Annotated in this window: 16 protein-coding genes; 1 reads left to right on the forward strand and 15 read right to left on the reverse strand. The window is 74.3% G+C overall.

The annotated features are described in order from the left end of the window. Window positions 1-22: 22 nt before the first annotated feature. The 7 genes from ACLQ20_RS00980 to ACLQ20_RS01010 form a co-directional block, all read right to left on the reverse strand. The gene (locus tag ACLQ20_RS00980; RefSeq protein WP_327030567.1) at window positions 23-442 is read right to left on the reverse strand and encodes a hypothetical protein; all 420 of its coding nucleotides are present in this window, start codon (window positions 440-442) and stop codon (window positions 23-25) included. A gap of 111 nt (window positions 443-553) precedes the next feature. Continuing rightward, window positions 554-727, reverse strand: coding sequence for a hypothetical protein (locus tag ACLQ20_RS00985; RefSeq protein WP_192581430.1), 174 nt, complete (start codon window positions 725-727; stop codon window positions 554-556). 8 nt (window positions 728-735) lie between these two features. Next, the gene (locus ACLQ20_RS00990) at window positions 736-969 is read right to left on the reverse strand and encodes a zinc-ribbon domain-containing protein (protein ID WP_132233650.1); all 234 of its coding nucleotides are present in this window, start codon (window positions 967-969) and stop codon (window positions 736-738) included. 93 nt (window positions 970-1,062) lie between these two features. Beyond that, on the reverse strand, window positions 1,063-1,941 hold the full coding sequence (locus ACLQ20_RS00995) for an SRPBCC family protein (protein ID WP_327030566.1): 879 nt from the start codon (window positions 1,939-1,941) through the stop codon (window positions 1,063-1,065). After that, window positions 1,934-2,491: a winged helix-turn-helix domain-containing protein gene (locus ACLQ20_RS01000; RefSeq protein ID WP_151455158.1), complete on the reverse strand. Its 558-nt coding sequence runs from the start codon at window positions 2,489-2,491 to the stop codon at window positions 1,934-1,936. Before ACLQ20_RS01000 ends, ACLQ20_RS00995 begins: the two co-directional genes overlap by 8 nt. An 87-nt stretch (window positions 2,492-2,578) precedes the next feature. Then, window positions 2,579-3,922, reverse strand: coding sequence for a class I SAM-dependent methyltransferase (locus ACLQ20_RS01005; protein ID WP_151455159.1), 1,344 nt, complete (start codon window positions 3,920-3,922; stop codon window positions 2,579-2,581). Continuing rightward, complete coding sequence (locus tag ACLQ20_RS01010; RefSeq protein ID WP_425853915.1) at window positions 3,919-5,319, reverse strand: FAD-binding oxidoreductase; 1,401 nt, start codon at window positions 5,317-5,319, stop codon at window positions 3,919-3,921. The genes ACLQ20_RS01005 and ACLQ20_RS01010 overlap by 4 nt, the downstream gene beginning before the upstream one ends. 109 nt (window positions 5,320-5,428) lie before the next feature. Between ACLQ20_RS01010 and ACLQ20_RS01015 the strand changes: the two genes are divergently transcribed. Further along, the gene (locus tag ACLQ20_RS01015) at window positions 5,429-5,713 is read left to right on the forward strand and encodes a DUF427 domain-containing protein (RefSeq protein ID WP_425853916.1); all 285 of its coding nucleotides are present in this window, start codon (window positions 5,429-5,431) and stop codon (window positions 5,711-5,713) included. 66 nt (window positions 5,714-5,779) lie between these two features. Here ACLQ20_RS01015 and ACLQ20_RS01020 read toward each other — a convergent pair whose 3' ends face one another. The 8 genes from ACLQ20_RS01020 to ACLQ20_RS01055 form a co-directional block, all read right to left on the reverse strand. After that, window positions 5,780-6,244: a hypothetical protein gene (locus ACLQ20_RS01020; protein ID WP_151455161.1), complete on the reverse strand. Its 465-nt coding sequence runs from the start codon at window positions 6,242-6,244 to the stop codon at window positions 5,780-5,782. 85 nt (window positions 6,245-6,329) lie between these two features. After that, a complete protein-coding gene (locus ACLQ20_RS01025; protein ID WP_151455162.1) occupies window positions 6,330-8,285 on the reverse strand; it encodes a VWA domain-containing protein in 1,956 nt (651 codons plus the stop codon). Window positions 8,286-8,287: 2 nt separating this feature from the next. Next, the gene (locus tag ACLQ20_RS01030; protein WP_425853917.1) at window positions 8,288-9,742 is read right to left on the reverse strand and encodes a magnesium chelatase; all 1,455 of its coding nucleotides are present in this window, start codon (window positions 9,740-9,742) and stop codon (window positions 8,288-8,290) included. A gap of 71 nt (window positions 9,743-9,813) precedes the next feature. Beyond that, entirely contained in the window at window positions 9,814-10,890 is a 1,077-nt protein-coding gene (locus ACLQ20_RS01035; RefSeq protein WP_425853918.1) for a hypothetical protein, read from the reverse strand. A gap of 77 nt (window positions 10,891-10,967) precedes the next feature. Further along, window positions 10,968-11,636, reverse strand: coding sequence for a response regulator transcription factor (locus ACLQ20_RS01040; protein ID WP_327030564.1), 669 nt, complete (start codon window positions 11,634-11,636; stop codon window positions 10,968-10,970). Continuing rightward, window positions 11,633-12,877 carry a sensor histidine kinase gene (locus ACLQ20_RS01045; protein ID WP_327030563.1) on the reverse strand — a complete coding sequence of 415 codons (1,245 nt, stop codon included), beginning with the start codon at window positions 12,875-12,877 and terminating at the stop codon, window positions 11,633-11,635. The genes ACLQ20_RS01040 and ACLQ20_RS01045 overlap by 4 nt, the downstream gene beginning before the upstream one ends. Before the next feature lie 65 nt (window positions 12,878-12,942). Further along, window positions 12,943-13,443: a hemerythrin domain-containing protein gene (locus ACLQ20_RS01050; RefSeq protein WP_358115652.1), complete on the reverse strand. Its 501-nt coding sequence runs from the start codon at window positions 13,441-13,443 to the stop codon at window positions 12,943-12,945. Window positions 13,444-13,447: 4 nt separating this feature from the next. Further along, on the reverse strand, window positions 13,448-14,416 hold the full coding sequence (locus ACLQ20_RS01055; protein WP_327030561.1) for an aldo/keto reductase: 969 nt from the start codon (window positions 14,414-14,416) through the stop codon (window positions 13,448-13,450). Window positions 14,417-14,438 lie beyond the last annotated feature (22 nt).

Consider the following 14,438-nt stretch of genomic DNA (forward strand, 5'->3'; position numbering starts at 1 on the left):
GGCCGGGCCGCGCGGGACCTGCTCAGAGCAGGGTGGTGAACGGCCCCAGGAAACCGCAGCAGATCAGCCCGAAGGCGCCCAACATGACCAGCGCGATGCTGTAGTTCGACCAGAGCCCGAACTTCGTCACGTCGGTGCCGTACCCGTCGTAGGCGCGGTTGCGCCAGCCGCCGAAGCGGAACGACAGATGGTAGGCCGCGCCGGGATGGGCGACCAGCGTGGTGGTGATCAGCGGCAGGCCCATGAAATCGGTGTACCGCACGTCGAGTGACCCGGGAGGAATCACCACGTACCAGGTGCCCTCGCCGGGGATCGGCACCGCCTGGCCGTTGACCTTGAACTTGCTCGTGGCGGGGGCGGGCACGATGTACGGGCCACGGTTCACCGTGACGGCGAGCACCGCGTAGCCGGGCGGGGGCGCGATCGGGTGGGGGTACACCATCGGCGTCACCGGGCCTGGCATGTGCGGGTACGACGCATGAGGGGGGTACGACACCGCCACATCCTGGCACGGTCCCACCAGTCCGCCGCGCCTCGGCGGATCACGAATCGGTCAGCGCCCGGCGGAGCGGTTCCAGGGCGAACGGGGCAGGGCGGTGCCGGCCAGCGGCCGGCGGTCGCGGCGACGACGGCGGCGGCCGGGGGTGCACGGCGGCCGGGAGACGGTGTGCACGGGCGCGGGCACGGCGGGCTGCCGGCCGATCAGCCAGCAGAGGAAACGGGCCATCGGTGGGCTCAGCCGACCGGGAGGCGCTCGGCCTCCGACCGGGAGATGTCGTACTGGGCGCCGCAGAAGGTGCACTGCTGCACGTAGCGGGTGCGGATCGGGATGAGCGGCACGAAGAACAGGCTGAACTTCGTCGATCGGCGCGTGATCACCTGCGCGGCCTGGTTGTGGCAGTTGCGGCAGACCTGCTGCACCACGCCGGACTGGCTGACCTTGGTGCGGAGCCCGAAGATGAAGAACATCGCCCCCCAGTACCCACGAGTCGCCCGACTATCACCTGCGACTTTCGACGGCCCGGGGCGCGCTCCGGCTGGAGCGCGCCCCGGGGGCGTGCGTCAGCTCGTCGCCTTCGCGGGCTCGGGTTCCAGGCCCGGCACCTCAGCGGGGAGCCAGATCGGCTGCCAGTCCTTCATCTCGTGGAACCGGCGCAGCTCGAACAGCGACGAGACCGACCCGGCCCACGCCCCGTACGGCGGGTTCTGCTCGTCGAAGCCGGACTGCACGAAGGTCAGCTTCGTCTTCCCCTGCGACTCGGCCAGCTCCCAGGTGCTGACGCCGGTCGGCCCCCAGTCCACCGACAGCTTCCGGCCCGGCTCCAGGTCGACGACCTTGGCCGCGTAGCCGTGCTCGAAGCCGCCCATGGCGTAGCGGCCGCCGACCCAGGGCTCGATGCCGATCGGGTAGCCGAACCAGGCGCTGGCCTGCTCGGAGTCGGTCAGCGACTCGAACACCTTCGCCGCTGGCGCGTCGATCAGCAGCTCGCCGCGCATCTCGGCGGAGGCGAAGTCGACCTTCGGCAGCAGCGACTGCCCCGCCAGGTGGGCGGCCAGGTTGGCGAGCGACAGGCTCCAGAACGTCTGGAGCACGCCCCGGATGGTGCTGCCGCTCATCGCCTCGGCGAAGTCGAAGTGGCTCTGGGTCAGCGTCAGCACCGTCGTCCCGGGGCCCTCCGCGAGCAGGGCGAACTCGGTGGTGGTCTCCACCCCGTCGAGCAGCCACGCGAAGCGCAGCGTGTCGTCGTCGACGTGTAGCAGCCGCTGGTGCGGCGCGTCGCCTTCCGGGGTGTGGCGCCCCCAGAACTCGTACCGTCGCGGCAGCTCGACCTCGGCGTGCTCGGCGAGCCAGACGCGCAGCTCGGCCGGGTCGGTCAGGGCGCGGCGGACGGCCTCGGCCGGCGCGGCGAGACGGACGGGCAGCCTCATCGATTCAGTCACGTTCTTTCCCCTTCGGATAGCAGGCCACGGCGAGCTTGAAGGCGTCGCCCTCGGCGCCCCCGTAGCGGGTGAACAGGTCCTGCAGAGTGCTCTGCAGGTCGTGCAGGAACTGCTGGCGGAGCTCCGCCGGCACCCGGATCTCGCCGGCGACCCCGACCGAGGGGAGTTCGGGGGCGGCACGGTCGAGCCCGGCGATGTCCTCCTGGACCTCCTCCATCAGGTCCAGCAGGTAGCCGAGGCTCAGCTCGTCGCGGGCCCGGCGCAGGCCGATCCGGCCGACCAGCCGGGGGGACAGCCAGTAGGACCGGGCGGCGGCCTGGTAGATGCCCTCGGTGATGCCCCGGACCTTGCGTTCGTTGACCAGCTCGACCAGCCCGGCGGCGACGAGCTGCTTGACGTGGTAGTAGACGCGCTGCGGCGTCTGCTCCAGCCGGGTGGCGACCTCGGTGCAGGTGCGCGGCTCGGCCAGTTGTCGCAGCACCTCGACGCGGTGCGGCTTGAGCAGGACCTCGGCCTGCTCGATCTGTTCCAGGTACAGGACGTCTCTCATGGCAAAATCAGTTTGTACGTACAAAACTTGTTTGTCAATAGCTTCGGCGACAGCCGCGCCGGTGGACGGCGCGGCTGTCGGACCCGGTCAGGGCAGCCAGTCGGGGCGCAGCGGGTAGCCGCTCGCCCCCTCCGGACCGAGGCGGGTGGCGAGCACCTGGTGCAGCTGGATGCCGTTGCGCTCGAACGCCAGCCGGGACCCGGCCATGTAGAGGCCCCACACCCGCGCCGTGCCGGCCCCCACCTCGGCGACGCAGGAGTCCCAGTGCGCCGCGAGGTTGCGGCACCAGCCGGCCAGCGTCAACGCGTAGTGCAGCCGCAGGTTCTCCTCGTGCTGCACCTCCAACCCGACGTCGTGGATCTCGCTGACCAGGCGCCCCGGGCCGGCCAGCTCCCCGTCGGGGAAGACGTAGCGGTCGATGAACGCGCCCGACCGGTGCGGCGCGCGGTTGTCGGCCCGCGTGATGCAGTGGTTGAGCAGCCGCCCGTCCGGCCGCAGCCGGTCCCGCAGGGCCCCGAAGTAGGCCGGGTAGTGGCGCACCCCGACATGCTCGGTCAGGCCGATCGAGGAGACCGCGTCGAACTGCTCGCGCGGCGCGTCCCGGTAGTCGAGGTGGCGCACCTCGGCCAGGCCGGTCAGCCCCTCCCGCTCGATCGCCGCCCGGGCCCACTCGGCCTGCGCCCGGGACAGGGTCACCCCGAGCGCCTTCACGCCGTACTCGCGGGCCGCGTGCCGGACCATGCCGCCCCACCCGCAGCCCACGTCGAGCAGCCGCATCCCGGCCTTCAGCGCCAGCTTCTGCGCCACCAGGTCGTACTTGGCCGCCTGCGCCTGCTCCAGCGTGTCGTCGGGCGAGCGGAAGAGCGCGCAGGTGTACGTCATCGACGGGCCGAGCACCTTCTCGTAGAAGGCGTTCGAGACGTCGTAGTGGTGGGAGATCGCGGTGCTGTCCCGGGTGCGGGAGTGCCGCAGCCCGTTCACCACGCGCTTCCAGCGCGGCAGCGCCTCCTGCGGCGGGGGCGGCGGCGGCATCAGCCGCTCCCAGCCCAGCCCGCGCACCAGGGCCAGCCCTTCGGCCAGCGACGGCGTACGCAGCCGCAGCTCGTCCTTGAGCACCCGCAACGCCTCGTACGGGTCGCCCGGGTGCACCCCCTGCAACGCCAGGTCGCCGCCGACGTACGCCCGGGCCATGCCCAGGTCGCCCGGGGCGGTGAGCAGGTACGTCAGGCCCCGCTCGGAACGGATCGACAGGGTGATGCCGGCATCGGCCGGGCCGACCGCGCTGCCGTCGTACCCGGTGACCCGCACCGGCAGGGCGCCGGTCGTCAACGCGCGGACGACGTCCGCCACGGTCGGACCCAGGCGCCGGCTCCCCGCCGGCGGGCTGGCGGGAGCGCTCGCCGCCCCCTGGTCTCGATCGGTCAGGCTCATGCTCTCGCTACCGCCTTCTCGTACAGTCCGGTGAGCCGGTGGTCCGGGTCGTAACGGTCCTTCACCGCGCGCCACGTCGCGCCGCCGTAGAGCCGGTCAAAGGATTCCCGGTCGTAGTACGCGTCGGAGTAGAGCGACTTGTGGCCGCCCGACTCCGACACCATGCGCTCGATCGCCCGGTTGACGTCGCCGTCGGCGGCCCCCGACGCGATCGGCACGCTGCCCCAGAAGCCGACGTTCACGTAGTTCTGCCCGGCCCGGAGCGGATAGAGCGGCCAGGCCCGGGCCGATCCGGGACCGGACGGCTCACGCAGCCGCAACGGGCACAGCCAGACCGGGGTCATCCCGACGGTGCCGGCAAACCAGCGCAGGAACCCGGCCATCCGCTCCAGCGGGATCTCCACGTCCTGCACCACCCGCTCGCGCGCCGGCTGGCCCCGCAGGCGGTCGATCCGGGCGGCCACGCCGTGCCGGTGCTCCCACCGGACCAACCGGTGGTAGACGTCGCTGCGCCGCCACCGCGCCGGCCAGACCCGCCGGAGCACCGGGTGCTGCACCCCGAACGCCGCCGAACACCAGAACCAGTCGGTGTCCCAGCGCCAGAGATAGTCGTACGTGGTCAGTGCGTCGTGCGTGCGCCGGCGCAGCGAGCGGTAGTAGATGTCCTGTCCCGTGTAGTCGCTGGCCGGCGGCGCGTCGTCGGTGAAGGCGCCCAGCACCAGGTACGCCTCGCCGGGACTGAACATCACCCCGTCCATCGCGTCCACCGCCTCCCCCGCCCAGGACCGGGTCGCGGCGACCTCGGCGATCGCGTCGGCGAGCGCCTCCATCCGGGTGAACCGGACGTTGCGCAGGGCCACGAAGCGGCGTACCGGCTGGAGTTCGATACGCAGCCGGGTGGCGTAGCCGAGGCTGCCCAGCGAATTGGGAAACGCCGCGAAGAGGTCGGCGTGCTCCCCCTCCGGGCGGGCGGTCACGATCTCGCCGGCCCCGGTGAGCACGTCCATCTCGACCACCGACTCGTGCGGCAGGCCATTGCGGAACGAGGTCGACTCGATGCCGAGACCGGTCACCGCCCCGCCGAGGGTGATGGTGCGCAACTGCGGCACGACCAGCGGCATCAGCCCGTGCGGCAGGGTCGCGTCGACCAGGTCCTCGTAGGTGCACATGCCCTGCACGTCGGCCGTGCGGGCGACCGGGTCCACGGCGAGCACGCCCGTGAGCCCGGTGACGTCCAGGCCCGGCGCGCTGGGGGCGGACCGGGGACGGAACAGGTTGGAGGTGCGCTTGGCCAGCCGCACCGGCGCGCCCGCGGGCACCGCCGCGTAGGACCGTCGCAACTGGGCCACCGCACCGTCGTGGTCGACCGGATGATGATCCACACGGACCGCACACATGCGATCACTGTACGCGCTGTGGCCCTCGTGACGGGGGACGTCCACTGGTGCGTCCGCGACGTGGTCGGAGCACTGGCCGCCGCCGGGCCGGCGACATAGCGTGGGAACCATGCCGAGAGCCGTCTGGAACGACCTGGTCGTGGCCGAGAGCGACGACACCGTGCTGGTCGAGGGAAACCACTACTTCCCGCGCGCCGCCCTGCGCGACGACCTGCTCCGCGAGTCCGACACGCACACCGTCTGCCCGTGGAAGGGCACCGCGTCCTACTACACGCTGGAACACGACGACCGGACCAGCGCCGACGCGGTCTGGTACTACCCCGAGCCGAAGCCGGAGGCGGAGATGGTCCGCGACCGGGTCGCCTTCTGGAAGGACGTCCGGGTCGTCGACTGACGGGGGCCGCCGGCCCACTCCGCTCGCCCGGGTCGGCGCAGTTCCCGACCTGCTTCCAGCGGCGGCTCAGCCGGCGCGCAGCATGCGCAGTTGGGCCAGGTGCTTCGGCAGGTGGACGCGGGCGTGCAGGTCGAGGGTGCGGCCCCAGGGCAGCGACTCGTCTACGACGAGGTCGAAGCCCTCCCGCAGGTGGGTCTCGACCGGGGTCTGCGCCGCCGCGCCGAGCCGCTCGGTCAGCGCGCAGAGCTTCTGGCTGGTGGCCCGCAGCAGGGTGGCCAGCCCGGCCAGCCCGCCGCACTCGACGACCAGCGCGTCCACCTGCGGGCGGTGGATGGTCTCCAGGTCGTAGTACGCGAACGGCGAGCCCGCGATGACCGCCTCGGTCGCCTCGGTCATCAGCTCGTCGTTGGCGGCGAGGTGCGCGACGATCTGCTCGGCGCTCAACTGCCCGGCCGGCGGCGCCGCGAACCCACCCGCCTCGACCTCCGCGAGCACCTCCGCGTACGCCCCCCGCAACGCCCCGCTGTCCATGTCCCCAGTCAATCCCGGCCCACGCTGTCCGGCCCGGAGTTCCCGCGGACGGTTCACCCGGAAGGGGCCCGTCGAATCCGCCAGGTCAGCGACGGCGGGGTTGCCGGGTGCGGAGGTAGTCGGAGACCACGTACTCGCCGAGATCCTCCAGGTCGGGAGTGAACATGCGGCCCTTCGAGCGGCGGGCCACGGCGTCGACGAAGCGGCGCAGGCCGGGATCATCGCCGAGCATGAACAGGTTGAGCGTGGCGCCGTAGCGGGTGAGCCGGTCCACCTCGCCCACGGTCGCCGCGATCGTCTCCGGCAGCGGCGGCCAGTGGAACAGCGCCTCGCCGTCGTCCGGGTCCAGGTGGGCGGTCGGCTCCCCGTCGGTGACCACCAGCACCACCGGCTCGGCGTCCGGGTGCCGCCGCAGGTGCCGGGCGGCCAGCCGCAGCGCGTGCTGGAGGTTCGTGCCCTGCCGCAGGTCCGGTTCGACGGCGGCCAGTTCCTGCTGGGTCAGCGGCAGCGCCTCCAGACCGAAGCCGACGATCTGCAACGCGTCCTGGGGGAACCGGGTGGCCATCAGGTGCGCCAGCGCCAGCGCCGTCTGCTTCATCGGGCCCCACCGGCCCTGGGAGATCATCGAGTAGGAGAGGTCGACGCAGAGCACCACCGCCGCCGAGGCCCGCCGCTCGGTCTCCACCACCTCGAAGTCCTCGACGGCCAGCTGGACCGGCACACCGGAGCCGGCGCGGCGGACCGCCCGGGTCAGCGTCCGCACCACGTCCAGGGGCTGCTCGTCGCCGTACTCCCACGGCCTCGATCCGCCGCTGACCTCGCCGGCGGCGCCCGCCGAGCGCAGGTCGTGCTGGCCGCGCGGCCCGGCCGTCAGGTCCGCGAAGACCCGCCGCAGCGCCGTGCCGCCGAGCCGGCGCAGCGCCTTCGGGCTCAGGGTCAGCCCGTCGGCGTCCCGGCTCACCCAACCCTGCCGGCGCAGCTCCCGCTCCAGCTCCCGCAGCCGGCGTACGTCGTCGGCGGCGTCGCGGCCCAGCGTCCGGGCCACCGCGTCGACGTCGACGTCGTCCAGGGTGGCGCCCGCATGCTCCTGGTCGAGCTGGTCCAGCAGCTCGTCCAACTCGGCGATCTCGCCGAGCGCGCCGGCGGCCTCGCCGTAGCCGAGGGGCCGCTCGCCCCGCACCCGCTCGCCCGGGCCCCGGTGCAGGTCGGGGCGGAGCGCCCGGAGGTTGGCGTCCAGCGCGGACAGCTCCCCGGCGAGCCGGTCGCCGAGCGACTGCCGCATCAGGCCGGCCAGCTCCTCGCGCTGGCGGTCGGAGAGCGAGCGCATCAGCCGCTCACCGGCGGCCGAGCGCCGGGCCAGCACGTCGACCAGTTCGTCGACGTCGGCCGGCTGCTCGGGGAAGAACGCGCCGTGCCGGCGCATGAACTCGGCGAAGGCGTCGGTGGTGTCCTCCGACCGGGCGTGCCGGGCCAGCAGGTCGTTGAGGTCGCGCATCATCTCGGCCAGCCGCTGCTGCGCGGCCGGGTCCGCCGAGGCGCGCACCGCGTCGCGCAGCCCGGCGAAGCGCTGACCGAGCACGTCGTCGCGCAGCCCGTCGAGGATCCGCTGGTACGTCCGGCGGGCCTCGTCGCTGCTCCACCGGTACCCGGTCAGCTCCTCCACGGCGCGGGCCGTCGAGCGGGGCAGGTTGTCCAGCACCGCCTCGGCGAACCGCGCGTCGTCGCCGTCGCGCCCGCGCAGCTCGTCCCGCTCGGCGGCGAGCGCCTGGTCGAGCAGGGCGCGGGCCCGGGTGACCGCCCCGTCCAGGTCGCCCCGGCGCAACGCCTCCCGGCGCAGCCGCCTGGCCCGGGCGGCGAGGTCGTCGAGGCCGCCGCGCCCCTGGGGCCCCTGCCGCAGCAGGTCCCGCAGCGCCTCCCGGAGGCTGCCGCCGGCCAGCACCTCGGCGCCGACGGCGTCCACCGCCCCCCGCACGTCGTACGGGGGCGCGAGCGGGTCGGGGCCGCCCCGCCACTGCCCGTACCGGAACCGGTCGCCGGCCATGCTCAGGCCCGGCCGCCGTAGCGGGTCCGGCCGGAGTCGGTGACGTCCTTGCCGAGCCGGCGGGTCAGGTGCAGCCCTTCCAGGACGAACTCCACGCCGGCCGCGACCTGCTCCGGGGTGGGCGCGTCGCCCAACCCGAGCCGGTCCAGCGCCTTGGCCAGGCCGGGCACGGTGCCCACCTGGCGCAGCAGCTCGGCGGAGCCGACCAGCTCGCCGGTCTCGATGACGGCGCCCTCGTCGACGAGGGCGGTGAACCCGGAGAGGTCCAGCCCCGCCAGCCGGGCCCGGAACGTCTCGGCGGTCGCGGTGCGCAGCAGGTGGCCGAGGATCTCGACCTCCCGCCCCTCCTCGCCGCTCTCGAACTCGACCTTGCCGCGCAGGGTGCTGGTCACCGACACCGCGTCCCCCACCCGCGCGACCGCCGCCTCCGGGCGTACCCCGTCAGCCGGCTCCGTGGCCGCCAGCAGGCCGGCGCGGCGCAGCGCGGTGGCGGCGACCGTCTCGGCGGCGGCGATGGCGAACCGGGCGGAGACCCCGGAGCGCGGGTCCACCGACGGCGACTCGCGCACCGCGCGGGCGAACCGCGCCAGGACCTCCAGCACGTGCTCCGGCACCTCGGCGACCAGGTCGGCCTCCTGCCGGATCAGGGCCAGCTCCAGGTCGAGGTCGACCGGGTAGTGGGTACGCACCTCGGCGCCGAAGCGGTCCTTCAGCGGGGTGATGATCCGGCCCCGGTTGGTGTAGTCCTCCGGGTTGGCGCTGGCCACCAGGAACAGGTCCAGCGGCAGCCGCAGCTGGTAGCCGCGGACCTGGATGTCCCGCTCCTCCAGCACGTTGAGCAACGCGACCTGGATCCGCTCGGCCAGGTCGGGCAGCTCGTTGACGGCGAAGATACCCCGGTTGGTACGCGGTACGAGGCCGAAGTGGATGGTCTCCGGGTCGCCGAGCGTGCGCCCCTGGGCGATCCGGATCGGGTCGACGTCGCCGATCAGGTCGCCGACGCTGGTGTCCGGGGTGGCCAGCTTCTCGCCGTAGCGCATCGAGCGGTGCAGCCACGCCACCGGCAGGTCGTCGCCGGCCTCGGCGACCAGCGCCCGCGAGCCGGGGGTGAGCGGGTGCAGCGGGTGCTCGTTGAGCACCGAGCCGGCGATCACCGGGGTCCACTCGTCGAGCAGGCCGACGAGCGAGCGGATGAGCCGGGTCTTGCCCTGGCCCCGCTCGCCCAGCAGCACCATGTCGTGCCCGGCGAGCAGGGCGCGCTCGACCTCGGGCAGCACCGTGTCGTCGTAGCCGACGATGCCGGGGAAGCGGTCGGCGCCGGAACGCATCCGGGCCAGGAGGTTGTCGCGGAGTTCCTGCTTGACCGTGCGGTACGCGTGGCCGGCCGCCCGCAGCTCGCCGAGCGTGCCGGGCAGGTCGGCCGGAGGTGCCGGGGTAACCGGGGAAGGCGCAGTCACCCGACCAACGCTAGCTCACGGGAGCGGGGGCGCCCGGTCCGTCGACCGGGCACCCCCGCCGGGGGTACGCCTCAGCCCTGTCCGCAGCTCCGGCAGGTGCCCCGGCGGCGCAGGTGGTACGCGTACGTGGCGGCGCCGAGCGCGACGCCCCAGACCGGCCAGAGCAGCATCGGCGCGGTGGCCAGGCTGAGCCCGGCGGAGAAGTCCCAGAAGGCGGGGGTGGCGAGCAGGCCGAGGCTCGCCGCGGTGACCGCCACCGCCACCAGCGTCGCCGGGACGACGGCCAGCCGGACCGGCACCGGGCGCCCGGCCAGGCCGATCATCCAGCGCGGGAACCGTTCCCCCCACCGCTGCACCAGCCCGAGGGTGAGGACCGCGCCCACCAGGGCGAAGCCGCCCAGCCCGGCGCCCGCCCAGACCAGCCCGGACTCGCGCATCTCGTCGAGGAACGACCGTTCGATGCCGAGCGGGACGCCGACCGCCCAGGCCAGCCGGGTGAGGGCGTACAGGGCGGGAACGGTGGCCGCGGTCCAGGCCGCCACGCGCCCCCAGCGGGCCGCCGAGGCGGGCGTGGTCCACCCGTGGTCGGCGCCGTCGCGCCTGCACGTCGGGCAGGCGCCCGCGGTACGCCGCTGCCAGCGCAGCACCGCCCCGGCCAGCAGCACCCCGCCGACCATGGCCGCGCACCGCGCGAACAGCGCCCAGGTGAACACGTCGGCGTAGTCCACCGGCGGCCAGCCGAACGGCGCGCCGACGATCAGGATCGGGAGGTAGCCGAGGATGACCAGCACCTTCACGTCCGGCACGACGACGGCGAGCAGGAACGCGACAGTCCAGGCGTACGCCGACAGCAGGGTGTTCAGCGGTCGGGCCCGGCGGCGGGCCGGGCCGGTCATGGCGAGCGCGGCCACCGCGGCGCCGAGCAGCAGCACGGCGAACAGCGGTGCGCCGACGTCGGTGGGGACCAGCCGGAGCAGGTTGGCCTCGCCGTCGACCGGATCGTTCGCCCCGAACGGGTAGCCGGCACCGGTGACGGCGGAGACCAGGGCGAGCAGCCCCCAGAGGCCGAGCCAGCCGGCGGCCAGCGGGGCGAGCCGGTCCAGCCGGCCCGGGGCCGGGCGATGGGTGGGAACGTCGGTCGTCGTCATGCTTCCCAGCCTCGGCCGGCGGGCCTCTCCCGCCCTCCCGTGCGGCGGTGAACCGGCTCCCCCTCGGGAGGGAACGCTCAGCCCGACGGGGTGACGAACCCCGACTCGTACGCCGCGATCACCGCCTGGGTGCGGTCGCGGACGCCGAGCTTGGCCAGCACGTTGCCGACGTGGGTCTTCACGGTCTCCACCCCGACCACCAGGTGCGCGGCGATCTCCGGGTTGGACAGCCCGGTGGTCATCAGCCGCAGCACCTCGGCCTCCCGGTCGGTGAGCCGGGCGGCCGTCAGCCGGTCGGCGCCCCGCCCCCCGTACGCCCCGGCGAGGCGGCGGATGGCGGCGGGGAAGAGCAGCGACTCGCCCCGCGCGACCACCCGGACCGCCTCCACCACCTCGGCGGGCCGGGCCCGCTTGAGCAGGAACCCGCTCGCTCCGGCGCGGAGCGCGTCGTAGACGTACTCGTCGTTGGCGAAGGTGGTGACCACCAGCACCCGGGGCGGGTCGGCGGAGGTGGCGAGCAGCCGCCGGGTGGCCTGGATGCCGTCGATGCCGGGCATCCGCACGTCCATCAGCACCACCCGGGGGCGCAGCCGGGCGACCAGCGGCGGCACCTCCGCGCCGTCGGCGGCCTCGCCGAGCACCCGCAGGTCGGGCTGGGCGTCGAGGATGGCCCGCAGCCCGACCCGGATCAGCTCGTCGTCGTCGACGATCAGCACGCCGGTGGTCGTCGCGGTTCCGGTCGTCACGGGGTCCCCTCGAACGGCAGTCGCACCCGGATGCGCCAGCGGTCGCCGTCCGGCCCGACGGTCAGCCGGCCGCCGAGCAGCAGCACCCGCTCCCGCATCCCGTCCAGGCCCCGGCCGCCCCGCCCCGGGTCGCCGCGGCGGCGCCGGCCCACCGCGTTGTCCAGTTCCAGCTCCAGCGCGTCGGCGTGCACGTCGAGGCGCAGCGTGACCGGTCCCCGACCGTGCCGGGCCGCGTTGGTCAGCCCCTCCTGGACGATCCGGTAGCCCTCCCGGGAGACCGCCGCCGGCAGGTCGGCCGGGTCGCCGGTACGCCGGGCCTCGACCGGCAGGCCGGCCGCGCGGGTGTCGGCCACCAGCCGGTCCAGGTCGGCGAGCGTACGCTGCGGCGCCGGCGCGGCCCGCCGGCCGTCGGGCTCGCGGAGCAGCCCCAGCACGTGGTCCAGGTCGTCCATGGCGGTCCGCCCGGCCTCCTCGATCGCGCCCAGCGCGCGCCGGACGAACTCCGGGTCCCGGTCGAGCAGCTCGCGGGCGGCCCCTGCCTGGAGGGTGGCGACGGTGAGGGCGTGGCCCACCGAGTCGTGCAGTTCCCGGGCCAGCCGGTTGCGTTCGGCGAGCCGGGCCGTGCGCGCCTCCAGGGCCGCGATCCGTTCCGCCTGGGCCGGGCCGAGCAGCACCGGGGCCATCGACACCGCCAGCGCGCCCAGCCCGGCCACGGCGTAGCCGAGCGCCACCAGCACGACGACGCCGGCGAGGGTCAGCCAGCCGGTGTCCCGCCCGTCGAGCGGCCCGAACCGGTCGCCGCCGGTCATCCCGGTGTCGAGCCCGAACTGCTGCCCGATGAAGGCGAGCGCCATCGGCACGGCGCTGAACAGGGCGGCCACCACCAGCCCGCCGCTGAACAGGTGCAGCCCGATCCAGAGCGCCGAGCGCAGCCGGGTCTCGCGGTCGGCGACGTGCCCGGGGGCCGGGTCCGGCAGGTCGACGCCGAGCAGGGTCCGCGCTGCGGCGATCTCCAGTGCCCGGGGGCCGTCGAGGAAGACCGGGACCGCCGCGATGACCGCCGCGACGCCGAGCAGCGCCAGCACGAGCGGCCGGGGGATGTCCGACCGGGTCAGCAGCTGGGCGAAGGCCACCGCCAGCAGCGCGTACGGCAGCGCGAGCACCCCGCCGAGCAGCAGGAACACGCCGCGCCGCCAGGTGCTGCCGGCCGTCAGCGGGGCGAGGACCGTGCGGGGCTTCACCGGCCCATTCTGTCCCGGTCGTGCCCCGGGGCGACTCCCCCGCGTCGGGGAGATCGACGTTCCGGTCAGCGGCGGTGTTCGTCGACGTAGCGCTGCGGGTCCTTGTCGGCGAAGGCCAGGTCGCGGCCGTTCTTGTGCTCGCCGTGGAAGGTCAGCCAGCGGCGGCCCAGCTCGGCCCGCAGCTCGACGCTCGCGTGCCGGCGGAAGTCGGGCAGCGCCTCGTCCTCCTCCTCGGCGAGGTGCTCGCTGTTCTCCCGGCGGGCGGTACCCACCGCCGCCCACCACTCGTCGGAGCCCACCGGGTGCAGCTTGGACTCGGCGACGGCGTCGCGGATCTTGTTGTGGTCGCCGATCGCGTCGACGGTCTCGGCCTCGCCGTCGTCGCCGTGGCGCACCAGGTGCGGGTAGAGGATCGCCTCCTCCGCCTCGGCGTGCACGTCCAGGTGCAGGGCGAGCGCGTCCCAGATCGCCAGCAGCTCGTGCTCGTCGCGGGCGTCGTCGAGGCGGGCGAAGCCCCGGCGGAAGGCCGCGTGGTCGTCGAGGATCAGCGCGGTGATGTCGTCCATCGGCTCACCTTCCGGCTCGGGCCCGCAGCAGGCGGGGCGCCGCCGCCAGGCCGGTGATCGGGCGGAACTCCTTCGCCGCGCGGGCCAACGCGGCGTGTTCGTCGTCGGCCAGGTCGATGTCGGCGGCAGCCGCGTTGCGTTCGACCTGTTCCACGCCGGAGGCGCCGGGGATGGCCAGCACGTTCGGGTGGCGCAGCAGGTAGGCGAGGGCGATCTGGCTGGGCGTGGCGTCGTGCGCGTCGGCCACCTGCCGCAGGGTCTCGATCAGCGTCGCGCCGCGCTCCAGGTTCTCCGGCAGGAAGTACGGGTTGGCCCGGCGCACCGCCCCGCTCGGCGGGTTCTTCGCGTCGTACCGGCCGGAGAGGAAGCCCTGGGCCAGCGGGCTGTACGCGATGACGACGCGGCCGGCCTGCTTCGCGTACGGCAGCAGGTCGTGCTCGGGCCCGCGGTCGACCATGCTGTAGCGGACCTGGTTGCTGAGCACGCGCCGGCCGAGCGCCGCCTCGGCGACCTGCCAGCGGCGCAGGCCGTAGTTGCTGACGCCGACCTCGCCGACCAGCCCGACGTCCTGCAAAGCGCGCATGCCGCGCATGGTGGTGTGGTCGGCGACCAGCGGGTTGGCCTGGTGCACCTGGTAGAGGTCGAGGTGGGTGACGCCGAGCCGCGCGGCCGAGGCGACCGCCCGCTGCTGCACCACCGGGGCGACCGGCAGGATCGGCAGGATCTTGGTGGCGATCACGACCTTCGGCCGGTCGTCGCCGAGCGCCTCGCCGAGGATCCGCTCGCTGCGGCCGAAGCCGTACAGCTCGGCGGTGTCGAAGACGGTGATGCCGAGGTCGACGGCGCGCCGGACGATGTCGGCGGCCCGGCGCTCGTACTCGGGGCCGTAGCCCCACTCCCGGGACCCGAACTGCCAGGTGCCGAGGCCGATCTTGGACAGGGGCTTGGGGGTGTCGAGCGGGACGAAACGCATGGTCCCGAAACTACCCCGGAGT

The sequence above is a fragment of the Micromonospora sp. DT46 genome, assembly GCF_049841735.1.
GTDB lineage: Bacteria > Actinomycetota > Actinomycetes > Mycobacteriales > Micromonosporaceae > Micromonospora > Micromonospora reichwaldensis.

Bases quoted from the DNA above. Each gene is read 5' to 3' on its own strand.
- ACLQ20_RS00980 (WP_327030567.1), bottom strand. From the start codon at position 442: ATGGTGTACCCCCACCCGATCGCGCCCCCGCCCGGCTACGCGGTGCTC.
- ACLQ20_RS00985 (WP_192581430.1), bottom strand. From the start codon at position 727: ATGGCCCGTTTCCTCTGCTGGCTGATCGGCCGGCAGCCCGCCGTGCCC.
- ACLQ20_RS00990 (WP_132233650.1), bottom strand. From the start codon at position 969: ATGTTCTTCATCTTCGGGCTCCGCACCAAGGTCAGCCAGTCCGGCGTG.
- ACLQ20_RS01000 (WP_151455158.1), bottom strand. From the start codon at position 2,491: ATGAGAGACGTCCTGTACCTGGAACAGATCGAGCAGGCCGAGGTCCTG.
- ACLQ20_RS01005 (WP_151455159.1), bottom strand. From the start codon at position 3,922: ATGAGCCTGACCGATCGAGACCAGGGGGCGGCGAGCGCTCCCGCCAGC.
- ACLQ20_RS01010 (WP_425853915.1), bottom strand. From the start codon at position 5,319: ATGTGTGCGGTCCGTGTGGATCATCATCCGGTCGACCACGACGGTGCG.
- ACLQ20_RS01015 (WP_425853916.1), top strand. From the start codon at position 5,429: ATGCCGAGAGCCGTCTGGAACGACCTGGTCGTGGCCGAGAGCGACGAC.
- ACLQ20_RS01020 (WP_151455161.1), bottom strand. From the start codon at position 6,244: ATGGACAGCGGGGCGTTGCGGGGGGCGTACGCGGAGGTGCTCGCGGAG.
- ACLQ20_RS01025 (WP_151455162.1), bottom strand. From the start codon at position 8,285: ATGGCCGGCGACCGGTTCCGGTACGGGCAGTGGCGGGGCGGCCCCGAC.
- ACLQ20_RS01035 (WP_425853918.1), bottom strand. From the start codon at position 10,890: ATGACGACGACCGACGTTCCCACCCATCGCCCGGCCCCGGGCCGGCTG.
- ACLQ20_RS01050 (WP_358115652.1), bottom strand. From the start codon at position 13,443: ATGGACGACATCACCGCGCTGATCCTCGACGACCACGCGGCCTTCCGC.
- ACLQ20_RS01055 (WP_327030561.1), bottom strand. From the start codon at position 14,416: ATGCGTTTCGTCCCGCTCGACACCCCCAAGCCCCTGTCCAAGATCGGC.